22 protein-coding genes are annotated in these 25,603 nt (G+C 71.9%); 10 read left to right on the top strand and 12 right to left on the bottom strand.

Features of this window, described 5'->3' with window-relative positions:
• Positions 1-26 precede the first annotated feature (26 nt).
• Complete coding sequence (locus tag V5E28_RS08160; RefSeq protein ID WP_336205790.1) at positions 27-863, bottom strand: neutral zinc metallopeptidase; 837 nt, start codon at positions 861-863, stop codon at positions 27-29.
• 147 nt (positions 864-1,010) lie between these two features.
• Here V5E28_RS08160 and dxs point away from each other — a divergent pair, with 147 nt between their 5' ends.
• Together dxs and V5E28_RS08150 are read left to right on the top strand one after the other, a co-directional pair.
• The gene (dxs, locus tag V5E28_RS08155; protein WP_336205874.1) at positions 1,011-2,891 is read left to right on the top strand and encodes a 1-deoxy-D-xylulose-5-phosphate synthase; all 1,881 of its coding nucleotides are present in this window, start codon (positions 1,011-1,013) and stop codon (positions 2,889-2,891) included.
• Between the two features lie 43 nt (positions 2,892-2,934).
• Entirely contained in the window at positions 2,935-4,410 is a 1,476-nt protein-coding gene (locus V5E28_RS08150; RefSeq protein WP_336205789.1) for an amino acid permease, read from the top strand.
• A gap of 33 nt (positions 4,411-4,443) precedes the next feature.
• Here the strand turns inward: V5E28_RS08150 and V5E28_RS08145 are convergent, their stop codons facing one another.
• The 4 genes from V5E28_RS08145 to V5E28_RS08130 all read right to left on the bottom strand — a co-directional run bounded on the left by V5E28_RS08145 (position 4,444) and on the right by V5E28_RS08130 (position 8,962).
• Positions 4,444-4,839, bottom strand: coding sequence for an SSI family serine proteinase inhibitor (locus V5E28_RS08145; protein WP_336205788.1), 396 nt, complete (start codon positions 4,837-4,839; stop codon positions 4,444-4,446).
• A 92-nt stretch (positions 4,840-4,931) separates the two neighbouring features.
• Positions 4,932-7,025, bottom strand: coding sequence for a 3-hydroxyacyl-CoA dehydrogenase NAD-binding domain-containing protein (locus V5E28_RS08140; RefSeq protein ID WP_336205787.1), 2,094 nt, complete (start codon positions 7,023-7,025; stop codon positions 4,932-4,934).
• The gene (locus V5E28_RS08135; RefSeq protein ID WP_336205873.1) at positions 7,022-8,185 is read right to left on the bottom strand and encodes a thiolase family protein; all 1,164 of its coding nucleotides are present in this window, start codon (positions 8,183-8,185) and stop codon (positions 7,022-7,024) included. The genes V5E28_RS08140 and V5E28_RS08135 overlap by 4 nt, the downstream gene beginning before the upstream one ends.
• A 60-nt stretch (positions 8,186-8,245) precedes the next feature.
• Positions 8,246-8,962 (bottom strand): hypothetical protein, encoded by a 717-nt coding sequence (locus V5E28_RS08130; RefSeq protein WP_336205786.1) that lies wholly within the window; start codon positions 8,960-8,962, stop codon positions 8,246-8,248.
• 276 nt (positions 8,963-9,238) lie between these two features.
• Here V5E28_RS08130 and V5E28_RS08125 point away from each other — a divergent pair, with 276 nt between their 5' ends.
• On the top strand, positions 9,239-10,654 hold the full coding sequence (locus V5E28_RS08125; RefSeq protein WP_336205785.1) for an LCP family protein: 1,416 nt from the start codon (positions 9,239-9,241) through the stop codon (positions 10,652-10,654).
• A 45-nt stretch (positions 10,655-10,699) separates the two neighbouring features.
• Here V5E28_RS08125 and V5E28_RS08120 read toward each other — a convergent pair whose 3' ends face one another.
• Positions 10,700-11,428: an SDR family NAD(P)-dependent oxidoreductase gene (locus V5E28_RS08120; RefSeq protein WP_336205784.1), complete on the bottom strand. Its 729-nt coding sequence runs from the start codon at positions 11,426-11,428 to the stop codon at positions 10,700-10,702.
• A 75-nt stretch (positions 11,429-11,503) separates the two neighbouring features.
• On the opposite strand from V5E28_RS08120, the gene V5E28_RS08115 reads away from it, so the two are divergent.
• The 6 genes from V5E28_RS08115 to V5E28_RS08090 all read left to right on the top strand — a co-directional run bounded on the left by V5E28_RS08115 (position 11,504) and on the right by V5E28_RS08090 (position 18,717).
• Positions 11,504-12,079: a TetR/AcrR family transcriptional regulator gene (locus V5E28_RS08115; protein WP_442945787.1), complete on the top strand. Its 576-nt coding sequence runs from the start codon at positions 11,504-11,506 to the stop codon at positions 12,077-12,079.
• A gap of 160 nt (positions 12,080-12,239) precedes the next feature.
• Positions 12,240-13,232, top strand: a complete 993-nt coding sequence (locus tag V5E28_RS08110; RefSeq protein ID WP_336205782.1) for a hypothetical protein — start codon at positions 12,240-12,242, stop codon at positions 13,230-13,232.
• A 66-nt stretch (positions 13,233-13,298) separates the two neighbouring features.
• A complete protein-coding gene (locus V5E28_RS08105; RefSeq protein WP_336205781.1) occupies positions 13,299-14,291 on the top strand; it encodes a LacI family DNA-binding transcriptional regulator in 993 nt (330 codons plus the stop codon).
• Between the two features lie 27 nt (positions 14,292-14,318).
• On the top strand, positions 14,319-15,092 hold the full coding sequence (locus V5E28_RS08100; RefSeq protein WP_336205780.1) for a sugar phosphate isomerase/epimerase family protein: 774 nt from the start codon (positions 14,319-14,321) through the stop codon (positions 15,090-15,092).
• 8 nt (positions 15,093-15,100) lie between these two features.
• The gene (locus V5E28_RS08095) at positions 15,101-16,048 is read left to right on the top strand and encodes an alkaline phosphatase family protein (protein ID WP_336205779.1); all 948 of its coding nucleotides are present in this window, start codon (positions 15,101-15,103) and stop codon (positions 16,046-16,048) included.
• Between the two features lie 77 nt (positions 16,049-16,125).
• On the top strand, positions 16,126-18,717 hold the full coding sequence (locus V5E28_RS08090) for a PEP/pyruvate-binding domain-containing protein (RefSeq protein WP_336205778.1): 2,592 nt from the start codon (positions 16,126-16,128) through the stop codon (positions 18,715-18,717).
• Positions 18,718-18,764: 47 nt separating this feature from the next.
• Here the strand turns inward: V5E28_RS08090 and V5E28_RS08085 are convergent, their stop codons facing one another.
• The 6 genes from V5E28_RS08085 to V5E28_RS08060 all read right to left on the bottom strand — a co-directional run bounded on the left by V5E28_RS08085 (position 18,765) and on the right by V5E28_RS08060 (position 24,250).
• Positions 18,765-19,661 carry a sugar phosphate isomerase/epimerase family protein gene (locus V5E28_RS08085; protein ID WP_336205777.1) on the bottom strand — a complete coding sequence of 299 codons (897 nt, stop codon included), beginning with the start codon at positions 19,659-19,661 and terminating at the stop codon, positions 18,765-18,767.
• 52 nt (positions 19,662-19,713) lie between these two features.
• Entirely contained in the window at positions 19,714-20,877 is a 1,164-nt protein-coding gene (locus V5E28_RS08080; RefSeq protein WP_336205776.1) for a dihydrodipicolinate synthase family protein, read from the bottom strand.
• A complete protein-coding gene (locus V5E28_RS08075) occupies positions 20,874-22,019 on the bottom strand; it encodes a Gfo/Idh/MocA family protein (RefSeq protein ID WP_336205775.1) in 1,146 nt (381 codons plus the stop codon). The genes V5E28_RS08080 and V5E28_RS08075 overlap by 4 nt, the downstream gene beginning before the upstream one ends.
• 79 nt (positions 22,020-22,098) lie before the next feature.
• On the bottom strand, positions 22,099-23,325 hold the full coding sequence (locus V5E28_RS08070; protein WP_336205774.1) for a ribonuclease D: 1,227 nt from the start codon (positions 23,323-23,325) through the stop codon (positions 22,099-22,101).
• A 58-nt stretch (positions 23,326-23,383) separates the two neighbouring features.
• Positions 23,384-23,980 (bottom strand): DUF3000 domain-containing protein, encoded by a 597-nt coding sequence (locus tag V5E28_RS08065; protein WP_336205773.1) that lies wholly within the window; start codon positions 23,978-23,980, stop codon positions 23,384-23,386.
• A 60-nt stretch (positions 23,981-24,040) separates the two neighbouring features.
• A complete protein-coding gene (locus tag V5E28_RS08060) occupies positions 24,041-24,250 on the bottom strand; it encodes a hypothetical protein (protein WP_336205772.1) in 210 nt (69 codons plus the stop codon).
• A gap of 327 nt (positions 24,251-24,577) precedes the next feature.
• Here V5E28_RS08060 and hemE point away from each other — a divergent pair, with 327 nt between their 5' ends.
• Positions 24,578-25,600 (top strand): uroporphyrinogen decarboxylase, encoded by a 1,023-nt coding sequence (hemE, locus tag V5E28_RS08055; RefSeq protein WP_336205771.1) that lies wholly within the window; start codon positions 24,578-24,580, stop codon positions 25,598-25,600.
• The last annotated feature ends 3 nt before the right edge of the window (positions 25,601-25,603 follow it).

Here is a 25,603-nt window from a genome sequence, read left to right as displayed (position 1 = left end):
AGCGGACGGGTACGGGCGGACAGGTTCTAGGCGACGTGACGGGAGGAGGCGGCCCAGGTGTTGCAGGAGCCGACCGAGCCGGAGTTGAAGCCGCGGCTCATCCAGAAGGCCTGCGTGGGGCCCTTGCCGTGGTCGTTCTGCGCCCACGCCTTGTGGCCGTTCTTGCGGAACCAGTCCACGGTGTAGTTCCACTCCTCCGAGGTCACCGGAAGGGTGTCGCGCACCGTGTTCATGAAGACCGCGGAGAAGCACTCGGCCTGCAGCTCGGACCGGCGCGAGAGCAGGAGCTGGGTGGACCGGCTCGCGCGGGCCCTGGCGCCCCAGTAGTAGTTCCAGATGCCGGACACCTGCTGCACGTGGTGGCCGTACTCGTGGGCCATCAGGCGGGTGATGCCCAGCGGGAACGGGTTACGCAGGTTGGTCTTGGTGATCAGCATGTACATCGTCCGGTTGGCGGAGCAGTAGACGCCGTCGGCGCCCGAGCTCCAGCGACCGCAGGGGGTGTTGACCTTCTTGGTGATGATCCGCAGCCTGGGCTTGCTGAAGGAGAGCCCGGCCTTGCGGAACTGGGAGGCCCAGGACTTGTTCAGGCAGTAGGTCACCCGCGTGAGGAAGCGCTTGTACGCGGACGTGCTGCCCTTGGGCAGGCTTCCCGGCGTGCAGTTGGCGTTCGCCAGCCGCCCGGTCCTGTACAGCGGGTTGGCCGTCGCCGCCGCCTTGCCGCGCGGGGGAGCGACCTGCTGCTGTGCCTGCGACTGGACCTGCTGCTCGGCTTTGGCGGGCTTCGCCTCTGCCGCTGCCGTTCCCACACCCGCCAGCGAGAGCACCACGCCGGCTGCCAGGAGAGACGTCAGTTTCTTCATGGGGAGAGTGTTCATAGTGAAGTAGAGACTAGGTCAAGATCTGACAAATGTGGGCGGATTTCACTCGATGGGGTCAGTGTGGCGTCCGCGAACTAGACTCGACCCGTCGGCGAACAAGAGCAGAGGGGAGCCGGATCCGTGAGCGGGTTGCTGGGCTCGGTAAAGGGACCGCAAGACGTCAAACGGCTCGCTGTCGAGGAGCTGCCGCGGCTGGCGGGTGAGGTCCGCGACCTGCTCGTCGACTCGTGCGCCAGGTTCGGGGGACACCTCGGGCCCAACCTCGGCGTGGTCGAGCTGACCATCGCGGTGCACCGCGTCTTCGACTCGCCGCGCGACCCCGTCGTGTGGGACACCGGTCACCAGGCGTATGTCCACAAACTGCTCACCGGCCGGGCCGCGGGCTTCGAGGCGCTCAAGCAGGAGGGCGGCCTGTCGGGCTACCCGAGCCAGGCCGAGTCCGAGCACGACCTGGTGGAGAACTCCCACGCCTCGACCGCGCTGTCCTACGCCGACGGCCTGGCCAAGGCCTTCAAGCTGCGCGGCGAGACCGACCGCACGGTCGTCGCGGTGATCGGCGACGGCGCGCTGACCGGCGGCATGGCCTGGGAGGCGCTCAACAACATCGCCGCGGCCAAGGACCTGCGGATCGTCATCGTGGTCAACGACAACGGCCGCTCCTACTCGCCGACGATCGGCGGCCTCGCCTCGCACCTGTCGTCGCTGCGGGTCGACCGCCGCTACGAGGACATGCTCGAGTACGTCAAGGGCAAGCTAGGGAACGTTCCCGTCCTCTACGACGCCCTGCACGGCCTCAAGAAGGGTGTCAAGGACGTCATCGCCCCGCAGGCCATGTTCGAGGACCTCGGCATGAAGTACGTCGGCCCGATCGACGGCCACGACGAGCAGGCCATGGAGGCGGCGCTGCGCAAGGCGCGCGACTTCCGCGGCCCGGTCATCGTGCACGCCCTCACGCAGAAGGGCCGCGGCTACAGCCCGGCCGAGAACCACGACGAGGACCAGTTCCACTCGCCCGGCGCCTTCGACCGCGCCACCGGCGCCGAGAAGCCCAAGGGCCGCATCTGGACCAACGTGTTCAGCGAGGAGCTCGTCCGCCTCGGCAAGGAGCGCGAGGACCTGGTCGCGATCACCGCGGCGATGCTCCACCCGACCGGGCTCAACGCCTTCGCCGAGGCCTACCCCGAGCGCATCTACGACGTCGGCATCGCCGAGCAGCACGCGCTGACCAGCGCCGCCGGCCTGGCGCTCGGCGGCATGCACCCGGTCGTGGCGGTCTACGCCACCTTCCTCAACCGCGCCTTCGACCAGCTCCTCATGGACGTGGCGCTGCACCGGCTGCCCGTCACCGTGGTGCTCGACCGGGCGGGCGTCACCGGCGACGACGGCGCCAGCCACAACGGCATGTGGGACCTGTCGATCCTGCAGCTGGTGCCCGGCCTGAGGGTCGCCGTGCCGCGTGACGGGGACCGCCTGACCGAGCTGCTCGGCGAGGCGGTGGCCGTCTCCGACGGGCCGACCGTGCTGCGCTTCCCCAAGGGCCCGGTCGCCGAGGCCGTCGAGGCGGTCGGCAGGCTGGGCGAGATGGACGTGCTGCGGGAGCCCGGCACCGAGGAGCCCGACGTGCTCCTGGTCGGCGTGGGCCCGATGGCGCAGGTCTGCATGGAGGCCGCCGTCCTGCTCGACGCCCAGGGCATCTCGACGACGGTGGTCGACCCCCGCTGGGTCAAGCCGCTCGACGAGGCGCTGGCCGACGCCGCCAGGACGCACAAGCTGGTCGCCGTCGTCGAGGACAACGGGCGGGTCGGCGCGGTCGGCGACGCGGTCTCCCGGCTGCTCCGCGACGCCGACGTGGACGTGCCCGTGCGCTCCTACGGCATCCCGCAGGAGTTCCTCGACCACGCCAAGCGCGCCGTGATCCTCGGCCGGATCGGGCTCACCGGCCAGGGCCTGTCCCGCCAGATCACCGAGGCGGTCGCCAGGCGCAGTTCCCAGGTGGTGAGCCGGCCGTAGGAAACGGTGCATGATCACCCCTGACGCGGGCATGCCGTAAAGGGTGGACATCTTTCGCACCAAGAGTGTCGAGCAGTCGATGCACGACACCGAGGCCCCCGAGCACCAGCTGCGCAAACGCCTGACGGCGGTCGACCTGACCGTCTTCGGCATCGGCGTGATCGTGGGCACCGGCATCTTCGTGCTCACCGGGCAGGTGGCCAAGGAGCTGGCCGGTCCCGCCGTGGCGCTCTCCTTCGTCGTGGCCGCGATCGTCTGCGGGCTGGCGGCGCTGTGCTACGCGGAGTTCGCCTCCACCATCCCGGTGGCGGGCTCCGCCTACACCTTCGCCTTCGCCACGCTGGGCGAGTTCCCCGCCTGGATCATCGGCTGGGACCTGATGCTGGAGATGGCACTGGCCGCCGCCGTGGTCGCGGTCGGCTGGTCCGGCTACTTCGCCTCGCTGCTGAACTCGATCGGCATCAACCTGCCCGCGTGGATGGCGGGCGACGACCCCGTGGTGAACCTGCCCGCGATGATCATCGTGCTGATCCTCACCGCGATCCTGATCGCGGGCATCAAGATCTCCTCCCGGGTCAACCTGGTCATCGTCGCGATCAAGGTCACGGTCATCCTGCTGGTCATCGTGGCGGGGCTGTTCTTCATCAACGCGGCCAACTACGCCCCGTTCATCCCCCCGTCGACCCCCCTGCCGTCGGACGAGGGGCTCACGGCGCCGCTCATCCAGGTGCTGTTCGGCATCACCCCGGTGGCGTTCGGCGTGCTGGGCATCTTCTCCGCCGCCGCGATCGTGTTCTTCGCCTTCATCGGCTTCGACATCGTCGCCACCGCGGCGGAGGAGACCATCGAGCCGCAGCGCGACATGCCCCGCGGCATCATCGGCTCCCTGGTGATCTGCACGATCCTGTACGTCGCGGTCTCGCTGGTCGTGGTCGGCATGCAGAAGTACACCGAGCTGAGTTCGAGCGCCCCGCTCGCCGACGCGTTCACCTCGGTCGGCCAGAACTGGGCGGCCGCCCTGATCAGCATCGGCGCGATCGCCGGCCTGACGACCGTGGTGATGATCCTCATGCTCGGGCAGACCCGGGTGCTGTTCGCCATGTGCCGCGACGGGCTCCTGCCGCGCCCGCTGGCCAAGGTCAACCAGAGGACGGGCACGCCGGTCGTCCTCACCGCGATCGTCGGCGCGGTCTCGGCCGCGCTGGCCGGGCTCATCTCGCTGAGCGCCCTGGCCGAGCTGGTGAACATCGGCACGCTCTTCGCGTTCGTGGTGGTCTCGGCCGGCGTGATCATCCTCCGCCGCACCCGCCCCGACCTGCACCGGGCGTTCAAGGCGCCGCTGGTGCCCGTGCTGCCCGTCGTGTCGGTCCTGGCCTGCCTCTACCTGATGCTCAACCTGCCGGTCGAGACGTGGCTGAGGTTCGTGATCTGGATGCTCATCGGCGCGGTGCTGTACTTCTTCTACGGCTACCGCCACAGCACGATCGCCGGCTACCGGTCCACCTCGGTCAAGCCGTGACAGGGGGTGGGCACGTACGCGCGCCCACCCCCCTCAGAGGGCGAAAACCGCCCCGCCCGCGGCGTTCACCAGGCAGGCGTTGCCGTAGACGTGGCCGAAGGAGACCGGCCTGCCCCGCCACATGCCCGCCACGACCACCGCGTGCGGGCGCAGCTCCCGGGTGCACACCGGGTCGGGCACCACGTTGAGCCTGGCCGGATCGCCGTCGACCTGACGCAGCAGGCGGCAGGCCGCGCGCGGGGACGGGTGGTCGCCTCCCTGGCGGGCGTCGCGGCCACAGATGAGCGTGGCCGCCTTCGTCGGACCGTCCTTCGTCGCGACCACGATCCTCAGGGTCGACCTGGGCGCGCGTTCGGCGAGCGCCGGTGACGCGGCAGCCGTCACCAGAAAGGCTCCGCACAGCGTGATCGCGGCGACCACCTTCATCATGACCATCTCCCTCCGTGGCACGGCATCACACGCTACGACGGAGAGTGACGGCGCTTGAGGAGGCCCGCCAGGCGGGCCTCCTCAAGAGCAGGTCAAGCCGGGAGCGAGGCCACCCCCGGCGGCAGGAAGCGTGACCCCGAGTAGCCGCCCCTGTCCAGGTAGGGGGTGATCCCGCCGAGGTGGAACGGCCATCCGGCACCGAGGATCATGCACAGGTCGATGTCCTGCGCCGCCGCGACGACGCCCTCGTCGAGCATGAGGTGGATCTCCTCGGCCAGCGCCTCCAGCACCCGCCGGCGCACCTGCTCGGCCGTGGAGGCCGAGGAGCCGCCCGCGAAGAGCGCCACGGCCTCCGGGTCGAGGGAGAAGTCCGGCAGGTACACGCCCGGCTTGCCGGAGGCGACCAGCTTGGCGAGGTTGCCTGAGACGCCGAACCTGCCGGGGAATGCCTCGTGCAGCGTCTCGGCCACGTGCAGGCCGACGGCCGGGCCGACGAGCTGCAGCAGCGCGAAGGGCGTCATCGGCAGCCCGAGCTCGTCCAGCGAGTGCTCGGCCACCTCCAGCGGCGTGCCCTCGTCCGCGGCGGTGATCACCTCGCCCATGAAGCGGGTCAGCAGCCGGTTGACCACGAACGCGGGAGCGTCCTTGACCAGCACCGACGACTTCTTCAGCGTCCTGCCCACGGCGAACGCGGTGGCCAGCGTGGCGTCGTCCGTCGCGGCGCCCTTGACGATCTCCAGCAGCGGCATCACCGCGACCGGGTTGAAGAAGTGGAAGCCGACCAGCCGCTCCGGGTGCGCGAGCTGCGAGCCCATCTCGGTCAGCGAGAGCGAGGAGGTGTTGGTGGCCAGCACGCAGGTGTCCGTCACCACCGCCTCCACCTCGCTGAACACCTGCTTCTTGACCGCCATGTCCTCGAACACGGCCTCGATCACGAAGTCGGCGTCGGCGAACGCGTCCTTGGTCAGCGAGCCGGTGACCAGCGCCTTGAGCCGATTGGCCTGGTCCGCGGAGACGCGTCCCCTGGCCAGCAGCTTGCCGATCTCGGCGTGGGCGTACCCGACGCCCTTGTCGAGCCTGGCCTGGTCGAGGTCGGTCAGCACGACCGGGACCTCCAGGCGGCGCGCGAACAGCAGCGCCATCTGCGAGGCCATCAGGCCCGCACCGACGACGCCGACCTTGGTCACCTTGCGGGCCAGCGACCTGTCGGGCGCGCCCGCCGGACGCTTGGCCCTGCGCTGCACCAGGTCGAAGGAGTAGAGCCCGGCCCGCAGCTCGTCGCCCATCAGCAGGTCGGCGAGCGCCTCGTCCTCGGCGGCGAAGCCCTCGTCGCGGGAGGCCGTACGGGCCAGCGCGATGAGGTCGAGCGCCCGGTAGGGGGCGGGGGAGGCGCCGTGCAGCTTCATGTCCACCAGGAAGCGCGCGTCGTTGACCGCCTTGTCCCAGTCGGCGGCGGTGTGGTCGGGGCGGGAGACCGCCTGCTCGCCCTTCAGCACGCGGGCGGCCCAGCGCAGCGACTCCTCCAGGAAGTCGGCCGGCTCGAACATCGCGTCGGCGACGCCCAGCTCGAAGGCCTGGGTGCCCCTCAGCATGCGGTTCTGGGAAAGCGGGTTCTCGATGGCGATCTTGATTGCGTTCGCCGGGCCGACCAGGCGCGGCAGGAGCTGGGTGCCGCCCCAGCCCGGCACCAGGCCGAGGAAGCACTCGGGCAGCGCGACCGCCGGGACGCCCGAGGAGATCGTGCGGTAGGCGCAGTGCAGCGCGATCTCCAGGCCGCCGCCCATGGCCGCGCCGTTGACGAACGCGAACGACGGCACCGGGAGCTCGCCCAGCCGGCGGAACACGTGATGGCCCAGCGCGCCGATCGCCAGCGCCTCCTCGCGCGAGGCCAGGCTCGCCGCGCCGCCCAGGTCGGCGCCGACGCCGAAGATGAACGGCTTGCCGGTGACGCCGACCGCCGCCAGGTCGGTGCGCTCGGCGATCTCCGACAGGGCGCCGTTCAGCGCGAACAGGCCGTGCGGGCCGAAGGTGTTGGGCTTGGTGTGGTCGAAACCGTTGTCGAGCGTGATGAGCGCCATCGTGCCCGCGCCGCCCGGCAGCTCCACGTCGCGGACCAGGGCCTTGGTGACCACTTCGTCGGTGCCGCGCTCGGTCAGCAGCGAGCGCCAGGTGTCGAGGTTGCTCATGCCAGGTTCTCCCAGATCACGGTGCCGCCCATGCCCATGCCGACGCACATGGTGGTGATGCCGTAGCGCACGTCGGGGCGCTCGCCGAACTGCCGGGCCAGCTGCGTCATCAGCCGCACGCCCGAGGAGGCCAGCGGGTGGCCGAAGGCGATCGCGCCGCCGTAGGGGTTGACCCGCGGGTCGTCGTCGGCGATGCCGAAGTGCTCCAGGAAGGCCAGCACCTGCACCGCGAACGCCTCGTTGATCTCGAACAGGCCGATGTCGGAGATGGACAGCCCGGCCAGGCGCAGCGCCCGCTCGGTTGACGGGATCGGGCCGACGCCCATGACCTCGGGATCCACGCCCGCGAACGCGTAGGAGACGAGCCGCATCTTCGGCGTCAGGCCGAGCTCGCCGGCCACGTCGGCGGCGGCGACGAGGCAGCCGGTGGCGCCGTCGTTGATGCCGGAGGAGTTGCCCGCGGTGACGTTGCCGTGCGGCCGGAACGGGGTCTTCAGGCCGCCCAGCGTCTCCACCGTGGTGCCGGGACGCGGGGCCTCGTCCTGGACCGCGAGGCCCCAGCCCTTCTCGGCCGTCCTGATCGCCGTCGGCACCAGGTCGGGCTGGATCTTGCCGTCGGCGTAGGCCTTGGCCACCTTCTCCTGCGACAGTGCCGCGTAGGCGTCCGCGCGCTCCTTGGTGATCGACGGATAGCGGTCGTGCAGGTTCTCCGCCGTCATGCCCATGACGAGGGCGCTCGGGTCGACCAGCTTCTCCGACAGGAACCGCGGGTTGGGGTCGACGCCCTCGCCCATGGGATGGCGGCCCATGTGCTCGACGCCGCCCGCGATGGCCACGTCGTAGGCGCCGAACGCGATGCCGCCGGCGACGGTGGTGACCGCGGTCATCGCGCCGGCGCACATGCGGTCGATCGCGTAGCCGGGCACGGACTTGGGCAGCCCGGCCAGCACCGCGGCCGAGCGGCCGATGGTGAGGCCCTGGTCGCCGATCTGGGTGGTCGCGGCGATCGCGACCTCGTCCACGCGCTCGGGCGGAAGGTTGGGGTTACGCCGGATGAGCTCGCGGATGACGCGGACGACCAGGTCGTCGGCGCGGGTCTCCGCGTAGAGTCCCTTCGGCCCTGACCTGCCGAAAGGCGTGCGCACGCCGTCGACGAACACGACGTCACGAGAGGAAGGCACGGATTCGCTCCTCGTTGCTGGATGGCTTCCGTGCACATGCTACTCGTCAGTAACCAGCCCGCAGACGAAGGTCGCGGCGAGCAGTGCGTAGACCACGGCCGTGGCCGGAGTCCAGAGGTGGGCGCGGGCTCCCAGCAGGGCGGCGACGGCCACAACCGCGCCCGTCCAGAGCACCGCGCCCCCTCGCCGGCGCGCGCCCGGGCCGGGATCCCATGGATCGCCAGGTGACCCTCCCGATCGGCTGGCACGCGCCGGCATCCCCGCCGAGTCCCTTGCCCACCAGAGGGACAGGCACACCACCGCCACCGAACCGGTCAGCGCCAGCATCTCGACACCGCTGGTCAGCACTGCCGCGACGGCGTGCTGACCGGAGTCGCCGAACAGGCGCGGCAGCGCGGCGCCGAGCAGCACGAGCACCACCCACCCGCCGGCCATCGCCAGCCTGCTCAGCACGCGCGGCGGCGAGGCGGGCGGGGCCGCGTACAGCTCCTGCTCCCGACGGCGGGCGGCGCGCGCCCGCGCGCCCCAGAGCGCCTGGGTGATCGCCAGCGTGGGCAGCGCGCCGAGGAAGACCGCCAGAGCCAGCACCGCGAGCGGCAGCGTCTCCTGGGCGGTCCGCGCCCGCTCGGCGAGCAGTTGGGCGGCGCAGAGCAGCGCGACCGAGCAGGTCAGCGCGAGGCAGGCGGTCCGCCGCGCGGCCCTGGCCCGCGCCCGCAGCCCGGTCACCTCCTGCGCGCCGGGAGGGGATGAGATCATGACTGTCATGATGGCGTCACCACGGTCTGTGACGCCCCGGATTCGCCGAGTTTGGATGGAGCCCTAGATCCGCCATGCCATGGCATCGGCCACCATTTTATGGAGTGGCCGATTTCTGAGTATGCTGCGCGACCTGATCATTTGCGTGAAGGGCACTGCGTGGGCGGATACCGGGGTATCGACGTTCAGGATTCTCGTGGCGCTCCGGCAGCCGAGGCCGGCCACCGGTCGAGCAGGCGCCGCCCGCCGGCACGGCGGCTGACCCCGCTCGGCTGGGTGAGCGTGATCGTGACCGCCGTGCTGGTGGTGGTCACGCTGTCCGCCTACGGCTACGCCCGCAGCCTGGACGGCAACATCAGGCGCGAGGCGCCCGGCGACCTCGGCGAGGACCGCCCGCCCGAGACCGGCGCCCTCAACGTCCTGCTCATCGGGTCCGATTCCCGCGAGGGCGACAACAAGAAGTACGGCGCGCTGTCGCAGGGGCTGGGCGAGCGCACCGACACGATCATGCTGCTGCACATCTCCCCTGACCGGGACAAGGCGACGATGATCAGCTTTCCGCGCGACTCCATGGTCATGATCCCCTCCTGCGCGCTGCCGGGCGGCGGCACCAAGCCCGCCGGGCTGGGCCAGATCAACTCCGCCTTCAACGACGGCGGCGTCACGTGCACGATCAAGACGCTGGAAGCGATCACCGACATCCACATCAACCACTACGTGAAGGTCGACTTCACCGGCTTCAAGGGCATCGTCGACGCGATCGGCGGCATCCAGATCTGCCTGCCGAAGGCCGTCAACGACCCCAAGGCCAAGTTCGTGCTCGGCCCGGGCAAGCACGTCGTCTCCGGCGAGCAGGCGCTCGGCTACGTCCGCACCCGCTACGCGCTCGGCGACGGCAGCGACCTCGGCCGCATCGAGCGCCAGCAGGTCTTCCTCACCAAGGTGCTGGAGAAGGTCACCGACGGCGGCCTGCTCACCGACCCCGGGAAGCTCGACGGGTTCCTGCGGGCCGCCGCCGGGGCCGTTACCGCCGACCCGGAGCTCACGCTCCTCCGGATGCTGGAGATCGCCGACAGCGTCAGCGGCCTGACCGCCAAGGAGCTCAAGGGCATCACCGTCCCCACCGAGCCCTACCCGGCCGACAAGAACCGGGTCCAGTTCAGGCAGCCGGCGGCGAGCGACTTCTTCGCCCGGGTCCGCGACGACGTCGAGGTCACCGTCACCGCCGGCCCCTCCGCCGCGCCCAAGGTCAAGAACGAGCAGGTGCGGGTCCAGGTGCTGAACGCCACCGGCGAGGCCGGCAAGGCGACCAAGGTGGCCGACGAGCTGGCGGCCCAGGGGTTCGTCGTGACCCACGTCGGCAACGCCGCCCCGGCGCCCGCCACCACCATCCGCTACGCCAGGAAGGACACCGAGGGTCCCGCCTACGGCGACGCCGTGGCGGCCAGGCTGTCGAAGGACAAGCGCGCCCCCGTGGCGGGCAAGGTCAAGGCGCTGACCGCCGACGTCTACAAGCCCGCCGTCACCGCCGCCAACGCCGACGCCACCGCCAGGCCCGCGGTCCCGCGTCCGACCGGTCCGGTGATCCAGCTCGTCATCGGCGCGGACTGGCCCGGCGTCCGGGTGGTGTCCACGATCCCGGACTCGCTCAAGGACAAGGTGGTCGACACCACGACCAACCCGTGCCTGTGAGCCGGTCCGGGGCAGGCCGGCAGTCCCGCGAACCGGGCAGCCCGGTCAGGCGGTGACGCCCGCGTCCACCGCGATGGCGGCGCCGGTGATGTGACGACCGCCCTCGCCCGCGAGATGGGCCACGGTCGCGGCGATGTCGTCGGGTGAGCAGTAGCGGTCGAGCGCCGTGAACCGGCGCTCCTCGTCCGCCTCCGGGCCGTCGGCCGGGTTCATCTCGGTGTCGGTCGAGCCGGGGTGCACCAGGTTGGCGGTGATGCCGCGCGGGCCGAGGTCGCGGGCGAGACCCTTGGTGAGCCCCGTCAGGGCGGACTTGCTCATCGCGTAGAGGGTCCAGCCGGGGTAGGGCACCCTTTCGGCCAGGCTGCTGCCGATCATGACGATCCTGCCGCCCGCGGGCAGGTGCCGCGCCGCCGCCTGGGCCAGCACGAACGAGGCGCGCGCGTGCACGGCCAGGGTGCGGTCGACCTCGTCGAGCGTCACCTCCTCCAGCGGGCCGTAGGGGGCGATGCCCGCGTTGCTCACCACGACGTCCAGCCTGCCCAGCACGGCGACCGTGCGCTCGACCGCGGCGACCAGCTCGGCCGCCTCGGCCGCCTGCGCCCGCAGGCTCAACGCGCGCCGGCCCGCCGCCTCGACCTCCTTGACCACCGCGTCGGCCCGATCGGCGGCGACGGCGTAGGTGATCGCCACGTCGAAGCCGTCCGCCGCCAGGCGCCGCGCGACGGCCGCGCCGATGCCCCTGCTGCCACCCGTGACCAGTGCGACCTTGCCCATGAGTCCTCCAATAAGTGGAATCCGTTCCGCTTTCCACCGTAAGCGGAACGGATTCCGTATGCAAGGGGTGGAAGGATGGACGCCGTGAGACGTGAGCGCAGCGACGCCAGCCGCAACCGGGCGAAGATCCTGGCCGCGGCGGCCGGCATCGTGGCCGTCCACGGCGTGCAGGGGCTGTCGATGGCCGAGGTGGCCGCCGCCGCGGGCGTGGGCGTCGGCACGCTCTACCGCAGGTTCGGCGACCGGTCCGGGCTGGCCTACGCGCTCATCGACGAGCGGGAGCGCGAGTTCCAGTCGGCGTTCATCGAAGGGCCGCCGCCGCTCGGGCCCGGCGCCGAGCCCGGGGCGCGGGTCCGCGCGTTCCTGCACGCTCTCGCCGACAGGACCGTGGCGCAGCTCGACCTGCTGCTGATGGCCGAGACCAGCGGTGCGTTCGCCCGCTTCGGCGGCGCCTACGACGCCCACCACGCTCATCTGGCCATGCTGATCGGGCGGCTGAGGCCGGATGCGGACACCGCCTGCCTGGCCGACGCCCTGCTGGCGCCGCTGGCCGCCCCGCTGCTGGCCTACCGGACGCGCGAGTGCGGGGTGGGCGTCGAGCGGGTGAAGTCCGCGCTGGACGGCCTCCTCGACGGGCTGCTGGCCGCGTGACGGGACGAGTGTCGATACCCGTCTAAGACGGGCGTGAAACGACTCTTGGGGCCAATGTTACGGAGAGTGATTTTAGGGAAACATGTGAAATTTCCGGACAAGATGGGGTCGATTCTGTTAAGAAAGGTTGCGGTCCGTATTCGTACTAGAGAGGTTCAGCGTGGCTCGCGACGAGAACGACAGGCCGTATGAGGATGGGCAGGGGAGGTCGTCAAACCCCGATTTGACCGGCGACGTGCTGTCTCCGCGCTGGAGCACCGACGACACCGACGAGCAGCCGGCCATCCAGGTCTCGGGCAACGAGACCTACATCCTTCCTCCTGACAAGGGAGTGCCGGTCGACGGCGGGGAGACCGCCTACCCGGACGGCCAGACCGGCTACGCCGAGGCCGAGGCCGGCTCGCACCTGACGGAGGCGCAGCCCGACGGCCGCTACGCGGGCGACGCCCCGAGCGGCCCCCAGTACACCGACGGGGACGCGGGCGAGGCCCCCTACCTGCCGCTGGACAAGAGCTACGAGGGGGCCTACGACGAGGAGCCGGAGGAGCCCAGGCGCGGCTTCCTCGGCTCCGGCTGGACCGAGCACTCCGGCGACGAGCCCGGCAGGGGCGACAGGGAAGTGCGCCGCCGCACCAGGCTCCTGCTGGTGGCGGCCGTCGCGGTGGTGCTCATCGGAGGCGGTGCGGGGTGGATGCTCACCGGCACGTCGTCCGACGACCCCTGCGCGGGCGGCCACTGCGCCAGCGTCGGCGACCTGAACCATTCCTCCTCGGCGCCGGCGGAGGAGGAATCGGACGTCCCAATCGACGAAGCCACGGATACGGCCACGCCTGATCCGACGGTCTCCGAGGCCGTAACCCCCACCTCCGCGCCGACGAGGGTCAGGGTCCGTTCCACCCCGACCCCCACAAGGGAGCGCAAGCCCACCAGGACGGCGGAGCCCACGGCCAAGCCGACCATCAGGGCCACCGAGGCGCCGGTGAACGAGATCGACGACGCCGACACCCGGTCCCAGCCGAAGGATCAGGAGACCGCCGCGGACTCGCCCGCCGGGTCGTTCGAGACCGAGCAGGCGCAGACGCCGACCCAGGCTCCCATGCCGACTCCCACCGAGCGGAAGGGCCTGCTCGACATCCTGTTCCCCTGGGCCTGAGACGTGTAAGGATGCGGACCCGGGTGCCGATCTGGCACACTGGGAAACCGTTTTCCGGGAGGTCTCGTGGTCACGCTGGAGGACGTCGCCAAGCAGGCGGGCGTCTCGCTCGCGACCGCCTCGCGGGTGCTGAACGGCAGCACCCGCCAGGTGGGGTCCGCGCTGCGGGCGCGCGTCGAGCTCGCCGCCGACGAGCTGGGCTACCGCGCCAACAGCGCCGCCCAGACGCTGGCCCGGGGCGCGAGCAACGTCATCGGCATCGTCGTTCACGACCTGACCGACCCCTACTTCGCCGCGCTGGCCGACGGCGCGATGCGAGCCGCCTCCGGTGAGGGCCTGCTCGTGATGGTCGGCACCACCCACCGCGACCCCGAGCAGGAGATCGCGTACGTGGCCACGCTGCACGCCCAGCGCGTGCGCGCGGTGCTGCTCGCCGGATCCCGCGTCGCCGACGAGAGGATCACCGCACGCCTCGCCGGCGAACTGGTGAAATACCAGGCGAGCGGCGGGCGGGTGGCCTGCGTCGGTCAGGACCTGCTCGGCGTCGACACCGTCGCCCCGGCCAATTACGAGGGCGCCGCCGCGCTCGCCCGCTCGCTGGCCGGCCTCGGCCACACCCGCTTCGCCGTGCTGGCCGGGCCGCCGCACCTGATGACGGCCGCCGACCGGTGCGCCGGGTTCGTGACGGCGATCAAGGAGCTCGGGCTGCCGGAGCCGCGCGTGGTCGCGGGGCCGTTCGACCGCGACGGCGGTTACGCCGCGGCGCGCCAGACCGGCGATGCGACCTGCGTGTTCGCGGTCAACGACGTCATGGCGGTGGGGGCGCTCGCGGCTTACCGGGAGCACGGGATCCGGGTGCCGCAGGACGTGTCGGTGGCCGGGTTCGACGACATCGCCACGCTTCGCGACCAGGTGCCCGCCCTGACGACCGTACGGCTGCCGCTGAAGGACATGGGGGCGCGCGCCCTGGAGCTGGCGCTGTCGGGCGGGGAGTCCGTCGTGGTGGAGCACGTGGCGGGCGAGGTGGTGCTCCGTGAGAGCGTCGCGGACCTGCGGTGACGTCGACCTGATGGTGGGGAGCGCTTGATGAGGCTGGCGGTCAGCACGCTCGGGATGCCGGGTGCGGGGCTCGACGAGGCGATCGAGGTGGGTGTCCGGCACGGCTGCCAGGGCCTTGAGCTACGCCTGCATCCGGACACCGGGGTACATGCCGGCCTGCGGCACGAGGAGCGTCTGTCGGTCCGGCGGCGGGTCGAGCGGGCGGGGCTGGAGGTGGCCGCGCTCGCCGGCTACGTCGGCGTGTGCCAGCCGGGGGCGGACGAGCCCGTCGTCGAGGCGCTGCTCGCCGACCTGGCGCTCGCCGCCGACCTGGGCGCGCCCGGGGTGCGGGTGTTCCCGCGCGGCGGCGATCCCGCCGTCGGGGCGCGCCGCCTCAAGGCGGTCTCCGGTACGGCGGCCGAGCTCGGCGTGCGCGTGCTGGTGGAGACGCACGACAAGATGTCCACCGGCGCGGCCGTGGCCGAGCTGCTCGCCGCGGCGGGCGCCTCCGGGACGGCCGGAGCGCTGTGGGACCTGCTGCACCCGTGGCGGCACGGCGAGGCGCCGGCCGACACGCTGGCCGCGCTCGCCCCCTACCTCGCCTACGTCCAGGTCAAGGACGCAGTCTCTGCCCAGGACACGACGCCGGTGCCGATGTGGGAGGGCTCCGTGCCACTGGACGAGGCGGGCGAGCTGCTGCGCGCCGCGGGCTATGACGGGTGGGTGTCGCTGGAGTGGGAGCGCACCTGGTATCCCCAGGTGGCGCCGGTGGAGGAGATCCTGCCGGGGGCCGCCGAGTGGGTGCGGCGCTTCGGGGCTTAGATGGGGGGATGTCCCCTCTGCAGAGCCCCCCTGACAGTCCCCCCAACAGCAAGGTGCTGGTCGTCGGCATGGACGGCCTGCGCTTCGACCGGCTCCTGGCGGTGCGTCCCCCGGTCCTGACCGCGCTGATGTCCACCGGCGCGTACGGCACCGCGCTGCTTCCCTACGGCGAGCACGACGCCCCGCGCACCGAGTCCCCCGGCGAGATCGTTCCGGAGCGCGCCGAGGCGGGTGCGGACGCCGGGCGGGTGATCCGGGCGCGGACCGATTCGGGGCCCGGATGGTCGTCGATCGCGACCGGGGTGTGGCCTGACAAGCACGGCGTGGTGGACAACGGGTTCGCTGGTGCCCAGTTCCTGAAATATCCGGATTTCTTGACCCGGGCCAAGGTCGCGCGCCCCGAGCTGACCACGTCGGCGCTGTTCTCCTGGGCGGCGCTGGACGAGCACGGCGCGTTCGGCCCGGCCATCGACACCAGGGTCGTGCTCGACGGGTTCGCCCTGACCTTCACCGCCGCCGACCGGCAGATCGCCGAGGCGGCCGGGCGCCACCTCGCCGAGACCGGCCCCGACCTCGCCTTCGTCTATCTGGGCGACACCGACGAGGTCGCCCACGATCTCGGCCCGCACTGCCCCGAGTACACCGGCGCCCTGCTGGCCCAGGACGCCTCGCTCGGCCGGTTCCTCGACGCGGTGCGGGCCCGGCCCTCCTATGCCGGCGAGCGCTGGACCGTGCTGGTCACCACCGACCATGGCCACGTCGACGCCGGCGGGCACGGCGGGACGTCGGACGAGGAGCGCACGGTCTTCGTCATCGCCAACCGGCTGGACGCGGACCTGGGCGGGAAGTCGCTGGGTGAGCCGAGGCTCGTGGACGTCGGCCCGACGGCGCTGGCGGAGCTGGGCATCGCGACGGACCCGGCCTGGGGACTGGACGGGGTGCCGCTGGCATTCTGATATCTCATCGGGTGTTGAATTATTCGACCGGAAGCGCCAGACTCGTATCCAGGCGCTGAACGGCGGGAGAACATCCGATGAAGCTGGCACTGGACTTTTCCCACATCGACGGCGGGATGCTCGACGAGGTGGGCGGCAAGGCGGCCAACCTCGGCGAGCTCACCAGGGCGGGCCTGCCGGTCCCGCCCGGCTGGACGCTCACCACGCGGGCCTATCACGAGGCCGCCGAGGCGGCCGGCCTGGACGCGATCATCGCGGCGGGCGGCGACGGGATGGCGGAGGCCGCCAGGAGGCTGCTGCTCGAAGCGCCGGTGCCACCGGCTGTCGAGCAGGCCGTACGGGAGTCGTACGGCCTGCTGGGGGAGGGGGCGGCGGTGGCGGTCCGCTCCTCGGCCACCGCGGAGGACCTGCCCTTCGCGAGCTTCGCCGGGCAGCAGGACACCTTCCTCAACGTGGTCGGGACGCGGGCCGTGCTGGACGCCGTACGCCGCTGCTGGGCCTCCCTGTGGACCGACCGCGCCGTGGCCTACCGCCAGTCCAACGGCATCGACCACGCCTCGGTGCGGCTGGCCGTCGTCGTGCAGGCCATGGTGGACGCGCGGGTGGCCGGCGTGATGTTCACCGCGAACCCGGTGACGGGCCGGCGGCACGAGGCGGTCATCGACGCGGCTCCCGGACTCGGCGAGGCCGTGGTGTCCGGCGCGGTCAACCCGGACCGGTTCGTCGTGGACACGACCCGCGGCGAGATCGTCGAGCGGGACGAAGGGGACAAGCGGGTGACGATCCGCGGCCTGCCCGGCGGCGGCACCGAACGCCTCGAGAACGCCCAGGACGGGCTCTGCCTGACTGACGACGAGGTGCTCGCCCTGGCGCGCCTGGGCGCCCGCGTCGAGGACCACTACGGCGCCCCCCAGGACACCGAGTGGGCCGTCGACCGCGACGGCGAGGTCTGGCTCACCCAGGCGCGGCCGATCACCACCCTCTACCCGCTGCCCGAGCCGACCAGGCCGGGCCTGCGCGTGTACTTCTCCGTCAACGTGGCCCAGGGCGTCATGGGGCCGCTCACGCCCATGGGCCTGTCGGCGTTCCGGCTGATCACCGCCGGGGCGGCGAACCTGTTCGGCTACGGTCCCGCCAGGCCGGCCGACGGCGCCCCGTTCGTGACCGAGTCGGGGCAGCGCATGTGGATCGACCTCACCACGGCCGTCCGCAGCCGCGCCGGCCGCGTCATCCTGCCGCGCATGCTGATGCTCGGCGAGGCGCGCACCGCCCCCGTCTTCGACCAGCTGACGCGGGACCCCCGGCTGCCGCTCACGCACACCTCCCGCCGCCCGGTCATCCGCGGCCTGCGCCGGTTCGCCGGCCGCGTCCACGCCCCCTCCCGGGTGCTGCTGGCGCTGACCAGGCCGCAGCGGGCCCTCGACTACGCAGCCCGCGTCGGCGAGGACCTGGACAGACGGCTCCTGGTGCCCGCCGGCGCCACCCCGGAGCAGCGCCTGGACCACGCCGAACGCGTGCTCGCCGGCACCTTCCCCGCCATCGTCTCGATCATGCCCGTCGTGGTCACCGGCTACGGGCTGTTCGCCCTGGCCTCGCGGCTATCCGGCGTGCCGGCGAGCGACATGCAGGACGTCCTGCGCAGCGTCCCGCACAACCCGACCACCGAGATGGACCTGGAGCTGTGGGAGCTGGCCACCCGCATCGAGCCGGAGCCGTTCAGGCGGGAGCAGGTCGCCGAGCTGGTCCGCCTCTACCGCGCCGGCGCGCTGCCGCCGATCGCCCAGCGCGAGATCACCGCGTTCCTGGACAAGTACGGTCACCGCGGCGTGGCCGAGATCGACCTGGGCCTGCCCCGCTGGTCGGAGGAGCCCGCGCACATCCTCGGCGTGCTGGCCAACTACCTGCGCATGGACGGCGGCCTCGCGCCTTCCACGCTGTTCGCCAAGGGCGCGCGGCAGGCACGGGCGGCGATCGCCCAGGTGGCGTCCGAGGCCCGGCGCAAGGGCCGGTGGCGGGCCCCCGTGGTGCGGTTCGCGCTCGGCCGCACGCGGCGGTTCGCCGGGCTGCGTGAGCTGCCCAAGTTCTACGCGGTCAAGGTCCTCGCCGGCGTTCGGCGCAGCCTGCTGGAGGTCGGGGAGCACCTGGTGGGCGTCGGCGTCCTGGACTCGCCACAGGAGGTGTTCTTCCTGGACCTGGCGGAGACCAGAGTGGCTCTGGGCGGCGGCGACCTGCGCGCGCTCGTGGCGGAACGGCGGGCGGCCTACGAGCAGGAGACGCGCCGCAGGCACGTGCCGAGGGTGCTGCTGTCCGACGGCACCGAGCCCGAAGCGCTCGCGACCGCCGCCGCGGACGGCGCGCTGATCGGCACCCCCGCCTCGGCGGGCACGGTGACCGGGACCGCGCGGGTGGTCCTCGACCCGGTCGGCGCGCACCTGGAGCCCGGCGAGATCCTCATCTGCCCCTCGACGGACCCCGGCTGGACACCGCTGTTCCTCACGGCGGGCGGGCTCGTGATGGAGATGGGCGGCGCGATGTCGCACGGCGCGGTGGTGGCCAGGGAGTACGGCATCCCGGCCATCGTCGGCGTCGCCGGCGCCACCCACCGCATCACCACCGGGCAGCGGATCACCGTGAACGGAGCGGCGGGGACCGTGACTCCGGCCGACTGAGGCTCCGCGACCTCCGCCCGCCCTCGGGCTCTCCCGGACCAGGAGCTTCATCCGGTGGCGAGCACCACGTCCTCGTAGCGGGCCTTCACCGTGGCCACCACCTCGTCCGGGTCCGCCGCCCAGATCTCGGCGTTGAAGATCTCCACCTCGATGTCGCCGGTGTAGCCGGCGGCCTGGACCGCCCGCGTGATCGGCCGGAAGTCGATCACGCCGTCGCCCATCATGCCCCGCCCGAGCAGCACGTCCGCCGGCAGCGGATGCAGGTAGTCGCACACCTGGTAGGACGCGATCCTGCGGCCCGCCCGGGCGATGTCCTCGAACAGCCTCGGGTCCCACCACACGTGGAAGGTGTCGACCACCACGCCGACCTGCTCCTCCGGGTACGGCAGGCTCAGGTCGAGCGCCTGGCCGAGCGTGGACAGCACCGCCCGGTCCGGGCAGTAGATCGGGTGCAGCGGTTCGAGGGCCAGCTTGACGCCCCGCTCCCCGGCGTAGGGGGCCAGCTCCGCCAGCGCCTCCGCCACCCGCTCGCGCGCCCCCGCCAGATCGCGCGAGAAGCCGCCCGCGGCCGGCTCCCGAGCGGATGCCGCGGGCAGCGGCTCGCCGGGCCGCACGCCCGGCAGGCCGCCCACCACCATCACCAGGCACGCCGCCGACAGCTCGGCCGCCTCGTCGATGGCCCGCCGGTTGTCCTCCAGCGCCCGCGCGAAGGCGCGACGGCCCGCGTCGCCGGGCAGCCCGCCCGCCGTCAGGAAGCCGCCGCGGCACAGCGACGACACCCGCAGCCCGGCCTCCCGGACCAGCTTCACGCTCTCGGCGAGCCCCTGCTCGGCGACCTCCTCCCGCCACAGCCCGACCGCCTCCAGGCCGTGCCGCACGCACCCGTCCACCGCCTCGGCCACGGACCAGCGTCTGGTCGTCCGCTGATTCAACGAGAGCCTCACAGGACCTCCTCCGTCGGCCCTGTCAGGCTGCCGTGTCTCATGGCTCCCTCGCTCACTGGCCGTTCACCGCCAGCAGGGCCTTCATCCGGTGTACGGCCAGTTCCTGGTCCGCCAGCAGTCCCGCCTGGTCGGCCAGCCGGAACACCTCGGCCAGATGCGTCAGCGAGCGCGCCGACTGGGCGCCGTTGACCATGGCGAACGCGTCCTGGTGGCCGTTCAGCCAGGCCAGGAAGACGATCCCGGTCTTGTAGTTGTACGTCGGCGTCTCGAAGATCTTGCGCGACAGCGGGACGGTCGGGGCCAGGATCTCGTCGTAGGCGGCGAGCAGGCGGTCACGACCGGCGTCGTCACAGGCGGCCTCGGCGGCGTCCAGCACCTGCAGGGCCGCCGCGGCGGCGGGGGCGATGGCGTCGAAGATGCCGAGCAGCGCGTGCGAGCCCGACCTGATCAGGGACGGGTAGTTGAAGTCGTCACCGGTGTAGAGCCGGACGCCTTCGGGCAGCGCGGCGCGCAGCCCGACCTCGTGCTCCTCGTCCAGCAGCGACACCTTCACCCCGTCCACCATCGGGGCGTGCGCGTGGATCAGCTCCAGGAACGCCTCGGTGGCGGCGGGCACGTCACGCGAGCCCCAGTAACCGGCGAGCTGCGGGTCGAACATCTCGCCGAGCCAGTGCAGGATCACCGGCCGGTCGGCGAGCCCGAACAGCTTGCCGTACACCTGGTGATAGTCCTTCGGCCCGCTCGCCACCCTGGCGAGCTGGCGCGAGGCCATGACGATCACCCCGGCGCCCGTCGACTGGACGGTCTCCAGCTGCTCGGCGTACGCGGCCGTGATCGCGTCGAGGTCCGCGGCGTCCGGCGCGTGGTCGGTGCCGGCGCCGCACGCGACCAGCGTCGCGGGGTCGCCGAACTCCCGGGCCTCGGCGGCGCTGCGCCCGATGAGCTCGCGGGTGACCGCCCAGTCCAGGCCCATGTTGCGCTGGGCGGTGTCCATCGCGTCGGCGACCCGCAGCCCGTACGACCACAGATGACGGCGGAAGCGCAGGGTGGCGTCCCAGTCGACGGCGGCGGGGGAACCGGGCGTGTTGTCACCGAGCGGGTCGGCCACCACGTGCGCTGCGGCGTACACCACCCTGCTCGTGGCGGGGCCGTCGACGGACGGCCAGGTCACCGGCTCGCGCAGGGTGTAGGAGCCGCCGGGCAGGTCGATGTTCACAGGCCCGGCACCTCGATCCTGCGCCCCTCGGCGGACGAGCGCAGGCCCAGCTCGGCGAGCTGCACGCCGCGAGCGCCGGCTGCGAAGTCGTACGGGAAGGGGGCGTCCTCCAGCACGTGCCTGATGAACAGCTCCCACTGGATCTTGAAGCCGTTGTCGAACTCGGCGTTGTCGGGCACCTCCTGCCAGCCGTCACGGAAGCGGGCGGTGGCGGGCAGGTCGGGGTTCCAGACCGGTTTGGGGGTGGCGGCGCGGTGCTGCGCGCGGCAGTTGCGCAGGCCCGCGACGGCGCTGCCGTGCGTACCGTCCACCTGGAACTCCACCAGCTCGTCGCGGTTCACCCGGACCGTCCAGGACGAGTTGATCTGGGCGACGACGCCGCCCTCCAGCTCGAAGATGCCGTAGGCGGCGTCGTCGGCGGTCGCCTGGTAGGTCCGGCCCTGCTCGTCGACGCGCTCGGCCACGTGGGTGGTCGCCTTGGCGTAGACGGACTCCACCCGGCCGAACAGGTTCTCCATCACGTAGTGCCAGTGCGGGAACATGTCGAGCACGATGCCGCCGCCGTCCTCGGCCCGGTAGTTCCACGACGGGCGCTGCGCCTCCTGCCAGTCGCCCTCGAACACCCAGTAGCCGAACTCGCCGCGCACCGACAGGATGCGGCCGAAGAAGCCCCCGTCGATGAGCCGCTTGAGCTTCAGCAGGCCAGGCAGGAACAGCTTGTCCTGCACGACCCCGTTCTTGACTCCCCTGGCGGTGGCGGCCTCGGCCAGCTCGACCGCCTCCTGCACCGACTCGGCGGTGGGCTTCTCGGCGTAGATGTGCTTGCCGGCCTCGATGGCCTTGAGCACGGCCTTCACCCGGGCGGAGGTCACCTGGGCGTCGAAGTAGATCAGGTTGTCGTCGTCGGCCAGCGCGGCGTCGAGGTCGGTGGTGTGGTCGGCGATGCCGTGGTCGGCGGCGAGCCTGGCCAGCTTGTCCGCGTTCCTGCCGACCAGGACCGGCCGGAGCTTGACCCGGCTGCCGTCGGCGAGCGTCACACCGCCCTGCTCGTTGATCGCCAGAACGGAGCGGACCAGGTGCTGGCGGTAGCCCATCCGTCCGGTGACGCCGTTCATCACGACGCCGATGGTGCGCACGCTCATGGGAGTCCTTTCAGGGAAAGCGCTTTCCCGAACGGTACGGCTGAGCCGCCGGAGGCGTCAAGTGCGACCGGGGCCGTATCTAGCCTTCGGCCCTGGACTCCAGCCTGGCCAGCGCCTTGGCGATGGGGTGGGCGGCCAGCGAGAGCTGCCATTCGCGGGCGCCGAGCTTGCGCAGCCTGGCGGCGACGCTCTCGTCGGTGATCTCCTCCGGCGGCTCCCACGTGAGCCTGCGCACCGCGTCGGGCTGCAGCAGGTTTTCTGTGGGCATGTGATGCTCGTCGGCCAGCGCGGACACCACGGCACGGGCCGCCGCCAGCCTCTTGGCGGCGGCGGGATCGCGGTCGGCCCAGCGGTTGGCCGGCGGCGGGCCGTCACCCGCCGTGCTGGGCTGCGGGAGCTGACTGTCAGGCAGGGTGCGGGCCCTGCCCACCGCCGCGAGCCAGTCGTTGATGTGCCTGCGGGCGCTGCGCCCGGTGAAGGCGGAGATCTCGGTGAGCGCCTTCTTGGTGCGCGGTCCCTCCAGGGCGGCGGTGACGATCGCGGCGTCGGGCAGCACCCTGCCGGGGGCGAGGTCGTTCTCGCGGGCGATGCTGTCGCGCATCGTCCACAGCTCGCGCACGATCGCCAGCGCCCGCACGCTGCGCACCTTGTGGATGCCGGAGGTGCGCCGCCACGGGTCGGACCTGGGCGCGGGCGGCGGCGTGTTGAGCACGGCGTCGAACTCCTCGCGCGCCCACTCCAGCTTGCCGCTCTCCGACAGCTCCCGGTGCAGCACGTCACGGAGCTCTACCAGCACCTCGACGTCGAGCGCGGCGTAACGCAACCAGTCTTCGGGCAGTGGCCTGGTGGACCAGTCGGCCGCCGAGTGCCCCTTCTCCAGCCGGAGCCCGAGCACGGTCTCGACCATGGTGCCGAGCCCCACCCGCTCGTAGCCGAGCAGCCGGCCCGCGAGCTCGGTGTCGAACATGTCGCGCGGCCTGAACCCGACCTCCATCAGGCACGGCAGGTCCTGGGACGCGGCGTGCAGCACGATCTCCGCCTCGGCCACGGCCGCGTCCAGCGCCGACAGGTCCGGGCAGGCGATGGGGTCGACCAGCGCGGTGCCGGCTCCGGCACGGCGCAGTTGCACCAGGTAGGCGCGGTTGCCGTAGCGGTAACCCGAGGCGCGCTCGGCGTCGACGGCCACCGGGCCGGTGCCCGCCGCGAAGGCGTCGACGACCCGCGCCAGGGAGGCGGCGTCGGCGACGACGGGCGGGATGCCGTCGCGTGGTTCGAGCAGCGGGAGCACGGTGCGCTCTTCTGTCATGAGGGCCCACCCCTCATGACGGCCCACATATCAGAGACTGCTGTGTTGACGGGTGGCCTCACTTCGTACGGTCACTCTCCGGATCTTCGCGTCGCCGGGGCATGGCGGCCACATCGGGCGGGAGCGGTGGGATCCCGGCCGCCACGCACATGAGGTCGCACCAGGCGGCGACATGCCCGGACAGATCCTCCTGGGCGGGGGACCAGGACGCCCGCAGCTCGAGCTCTGTGGTGACCGGGTCCTCGGCCTTGTTGCCGAAACCCTCGGACACCGCTCTTGTCACCGTACCGCCAGCGGCGGAGTAGTCGGCGTGATGCGCGTCGAGCGCTTCGGTCAGCCAGCTCCACGCGACGGGGCCCAGCAGCGGGTCGGAGGTGATCTCCGGCTCCATGTCGGCCCTGACGTAGGCCACCAGCCTGAAGGGGCCCTCCCAGCCACGCTGGCCGTCGGGGTCGTAGAGCAGGATCAACCGGCCGACCGCGAGCTCCTCGTCGTCGCGGTAGACGGACGCGCCGATGGCCGCCGAGTGCGGGGCGAGCCGCTGCGGGGCGGGCAGGTCTTCGAGCTCGATCTCCGGCCTGACCTCGATCGGACGCAGGCTCTCGACCGCGCGTCTGAACGCGGCCGGGGCCGGCGGCTGGTCACCGAGGGTCATAGTCGAAGAGTAGGTCGAAGTGGGGCGGAAGGGGACCACGGGGGTGCTCATCGTCGGCGATCAAACCGCTGCCGTCACCAGCAGGCGGACCGGCCGCGCGGACTCGGCCAGGCCCAGGATGATCGCGTGCCCGCACGCGACGCACGCCCACTCGGGGCATTGGCCCGGCTCGTGCCCGTCGAGGCACTCCGGCTGCTCGAACAGCCGCTCGCCCGCGCAGGACGCGCAGCGCTCACTGCGGTGCTCCGGGGAACTCCACAACGGGGTCATCGCACCAGTCATCGAACCGGGGCCTTTCTTCGGGTCGTGGCTTCGACGTTGGCACGAGCCGCTGACAATTCCCCGCAACGCGCTCGGCGTGTCCCGAAAGTGGATGCTGAATCGATGCCGCGCGGTGGCTTTGCGAATCTTTTGTCCAGTCGAGACCGGCTTTCTGATCGCCCATGGGGTGTGGTCGACCCGCGCGGGGCCCTGATGCCGAGCCGGCCGGTAAACATCCATCCAGCTATCTGATCATGAATTTGGCTGTCCTAGGCGTACTTTTCCGACACCGCGTCCGGTGGCGGGACCGGCGCCCGGTCATGGCACCCTTGAGAGGTGAATCTCGCCGACTCCGTCTTCCTCCGTGCCTGCCGCCGCAAGCCCGTCCCGCACACCCCCGTCTGGTACATGCGCCAGGCCGGCCGCTCGCTGCCTGAATACCTGAAGGTCCGCGAGGGCGTGCCGATGCTCACCGCGTGCAGCACGCCGGACCTCATCGTCGAGATCACCATGCAGCCGGTCCGTCGCTACGGCGTCGACGCGGCCATCTTCTTCAGCGACATCGTGGTGCCGCTCAAGGCCATCGGCGTCGACCTCGACATCAAGCCCGGCGTCGGCCCGGTCGTGGCCGACCCGATCCGCGACGCCGCCGGGCTGGAGGTCCTGCGCCCGCTGGAGCCCGGCGACGTGCCGTACGTCACCGAGGCCATCCAGGCGCTGACCGGCGAGCTCGGCGGGACGCCGCTGATCGGCTTCGCGGGCGCGCCGTTCACCCTCGGCTCCTACCTCATCGAGGGCGGGCCGTCGAAGAACCACGACCGCACCAAGGCCATGATGTACGGCGAGCCCAAGCTGTGGCACGCGCTGATGGATCGGCTCAGCGGCATCGTGCTGGAGCACCTGCGCATCCAGATCAGGGCGGGCGCCTCGGCGATCCAGCTGTTCGACTCGTGGGTCGGGGCGGTGGCGGCCGACGACTACCGCGAATTCGTGCTGCCGCACACGCGCCGGATCTTCGACGGGCTGGCGGACCTCGACGTGCCGCGCATCCACTTCGGCGTCGGCACCGGCGAGCTGCTCGGCGTGCTCGGTGAGGCCGGGGCGGACGTGGTGGGCGTGGACTGGCGGGTGCCGCTGGACGAGGCCGCCCGCCGGGTGGGGCCGGGCAGGGCGCTGCAGGGCAACCTGGACCCGGCCATCCTGCTGGCGCCCTGGGAGGTCGTGGAGCGCAAGGCCCGCGAGGTGCTACGCCGCGGCGAGGCGGCCGAGGGCCACGTGTTCAACCTCGGCCACGGCGTGTTGCCCTCGACCGACCCCGACCAGCTCAAGCGGCTCACCGACCTGGTGCACGAGGGCTGAGCC

Source organism: Nonomuraea sp. LPB2021202275-12-8 (assembly GCF_037044575.1).
Lineage (GTDB): Bacteria > Actinomycetota > Actinomycetes > Streptosporangiales > Streptosporangiaceae > Nonomuraea.
Note: the sequence above shows the minus strand (reverse complement) of the source record. Positions and strands in the feature narration are given on the sequence as shown.

Excerpts from the sequence above, each read along its gene's own strand:
- V5E28_RS08075 (WP_336205775.1), bottom strand. The coding sequence starts at position 22,019 with ATGAGCGTGCGCACCATCGGCGTCGTGATGAACGGCGTCACCGGACGG.
- V5E28_RS08130 (WP_336205786.1), bottom strand. The coding sequence starts at position 8,962 with ATGATCTCATCCCCTCCCGGCGCGCAGGAGGTGACCGGGCTGCGGGCG.
- V5E28_RS08060 (WP_336205772.1), bottom strand. The coding sequence starts at position 24,250 with ATGACCCCGTTGTGGAGTTCCCCGGAGCACCGCAGTGAGCGCTGCGCG.
- V5E28_RS08070 (WP_336205774.1), bottom strand. The coding sequence starts at position 23,325 with ATGACAGAAGAGCGCACCGTGCTCCCGCTGCTCGAACCACGCGACGGC.
- V5E28_RS08145 (WP_336205788.1), bottom strand. The coding sequence starts at position 4,839 with ATGATGAAGGTGGTCGCCGCGATCACGCTGTGCGGAGCCTTTCTGGTG.
- V5E28_RS08095 (WP_336205779.1), top strand. The coding sequence starts at position 15,101 with ATGTCCCCTCTGCAGAGCCCCCCTGACAGTCCCCCCAACAGCAAGGTG.
- V5E28_RS08115 (WP_442945787.1), top strand. The coding sequence starts at position 11,504 with ATGGACGCCGTGAGACGTGAGCGCAGCGACGCCAGCCGCAACCGGGCG.
- V5E28_RS08100 (WP_336205780.1), top strand. The coding sequence starts at position 14,319 with ATGAGGCTGGCGGTCAGCACGCTCGGGATGCCGGGTGCGGGGCTCGAC.
- V5E28_RS08140 (WP_336205787.1), bottom strand. The coding sequence starts at position 7,025 with ATGAGCAACCTCGACACCTGGCGCTCGCTGCTGACCGAGCGCGGCACC.
- V5E28_RS08065 (WP_336205773.1), bottom strand. The coding sequence starts at position 23,980 with ATGACCCTCGGTGACCAGCCGCCGGCCCCGGCCGCGTTCAGACGCGCG.
- V5E28_RS08090 (WP_336205778.1), top strand. The coding sequence starts at position 16,126 with ATGAAGCTGGCACTGGACTTTTCCCACATCGACGGCGGGATGCTCGAC.
- V5E28_RS08160 (WP_336205790.1), bottom strand. The coding sequence starts at position 863 with ATGAAGAAACTGACGTCTCTCCTGGCAGCCGGCGTGGTGCTCTCGCTG.
- V5E28_RS08120 (WP_336205784.1), bottom strand. The coding sequence starts at position 11,428 with ATGGGCAAGGTCGCACTGGTCACGGGTGGCAGCAGGGGCATCGGCGCG.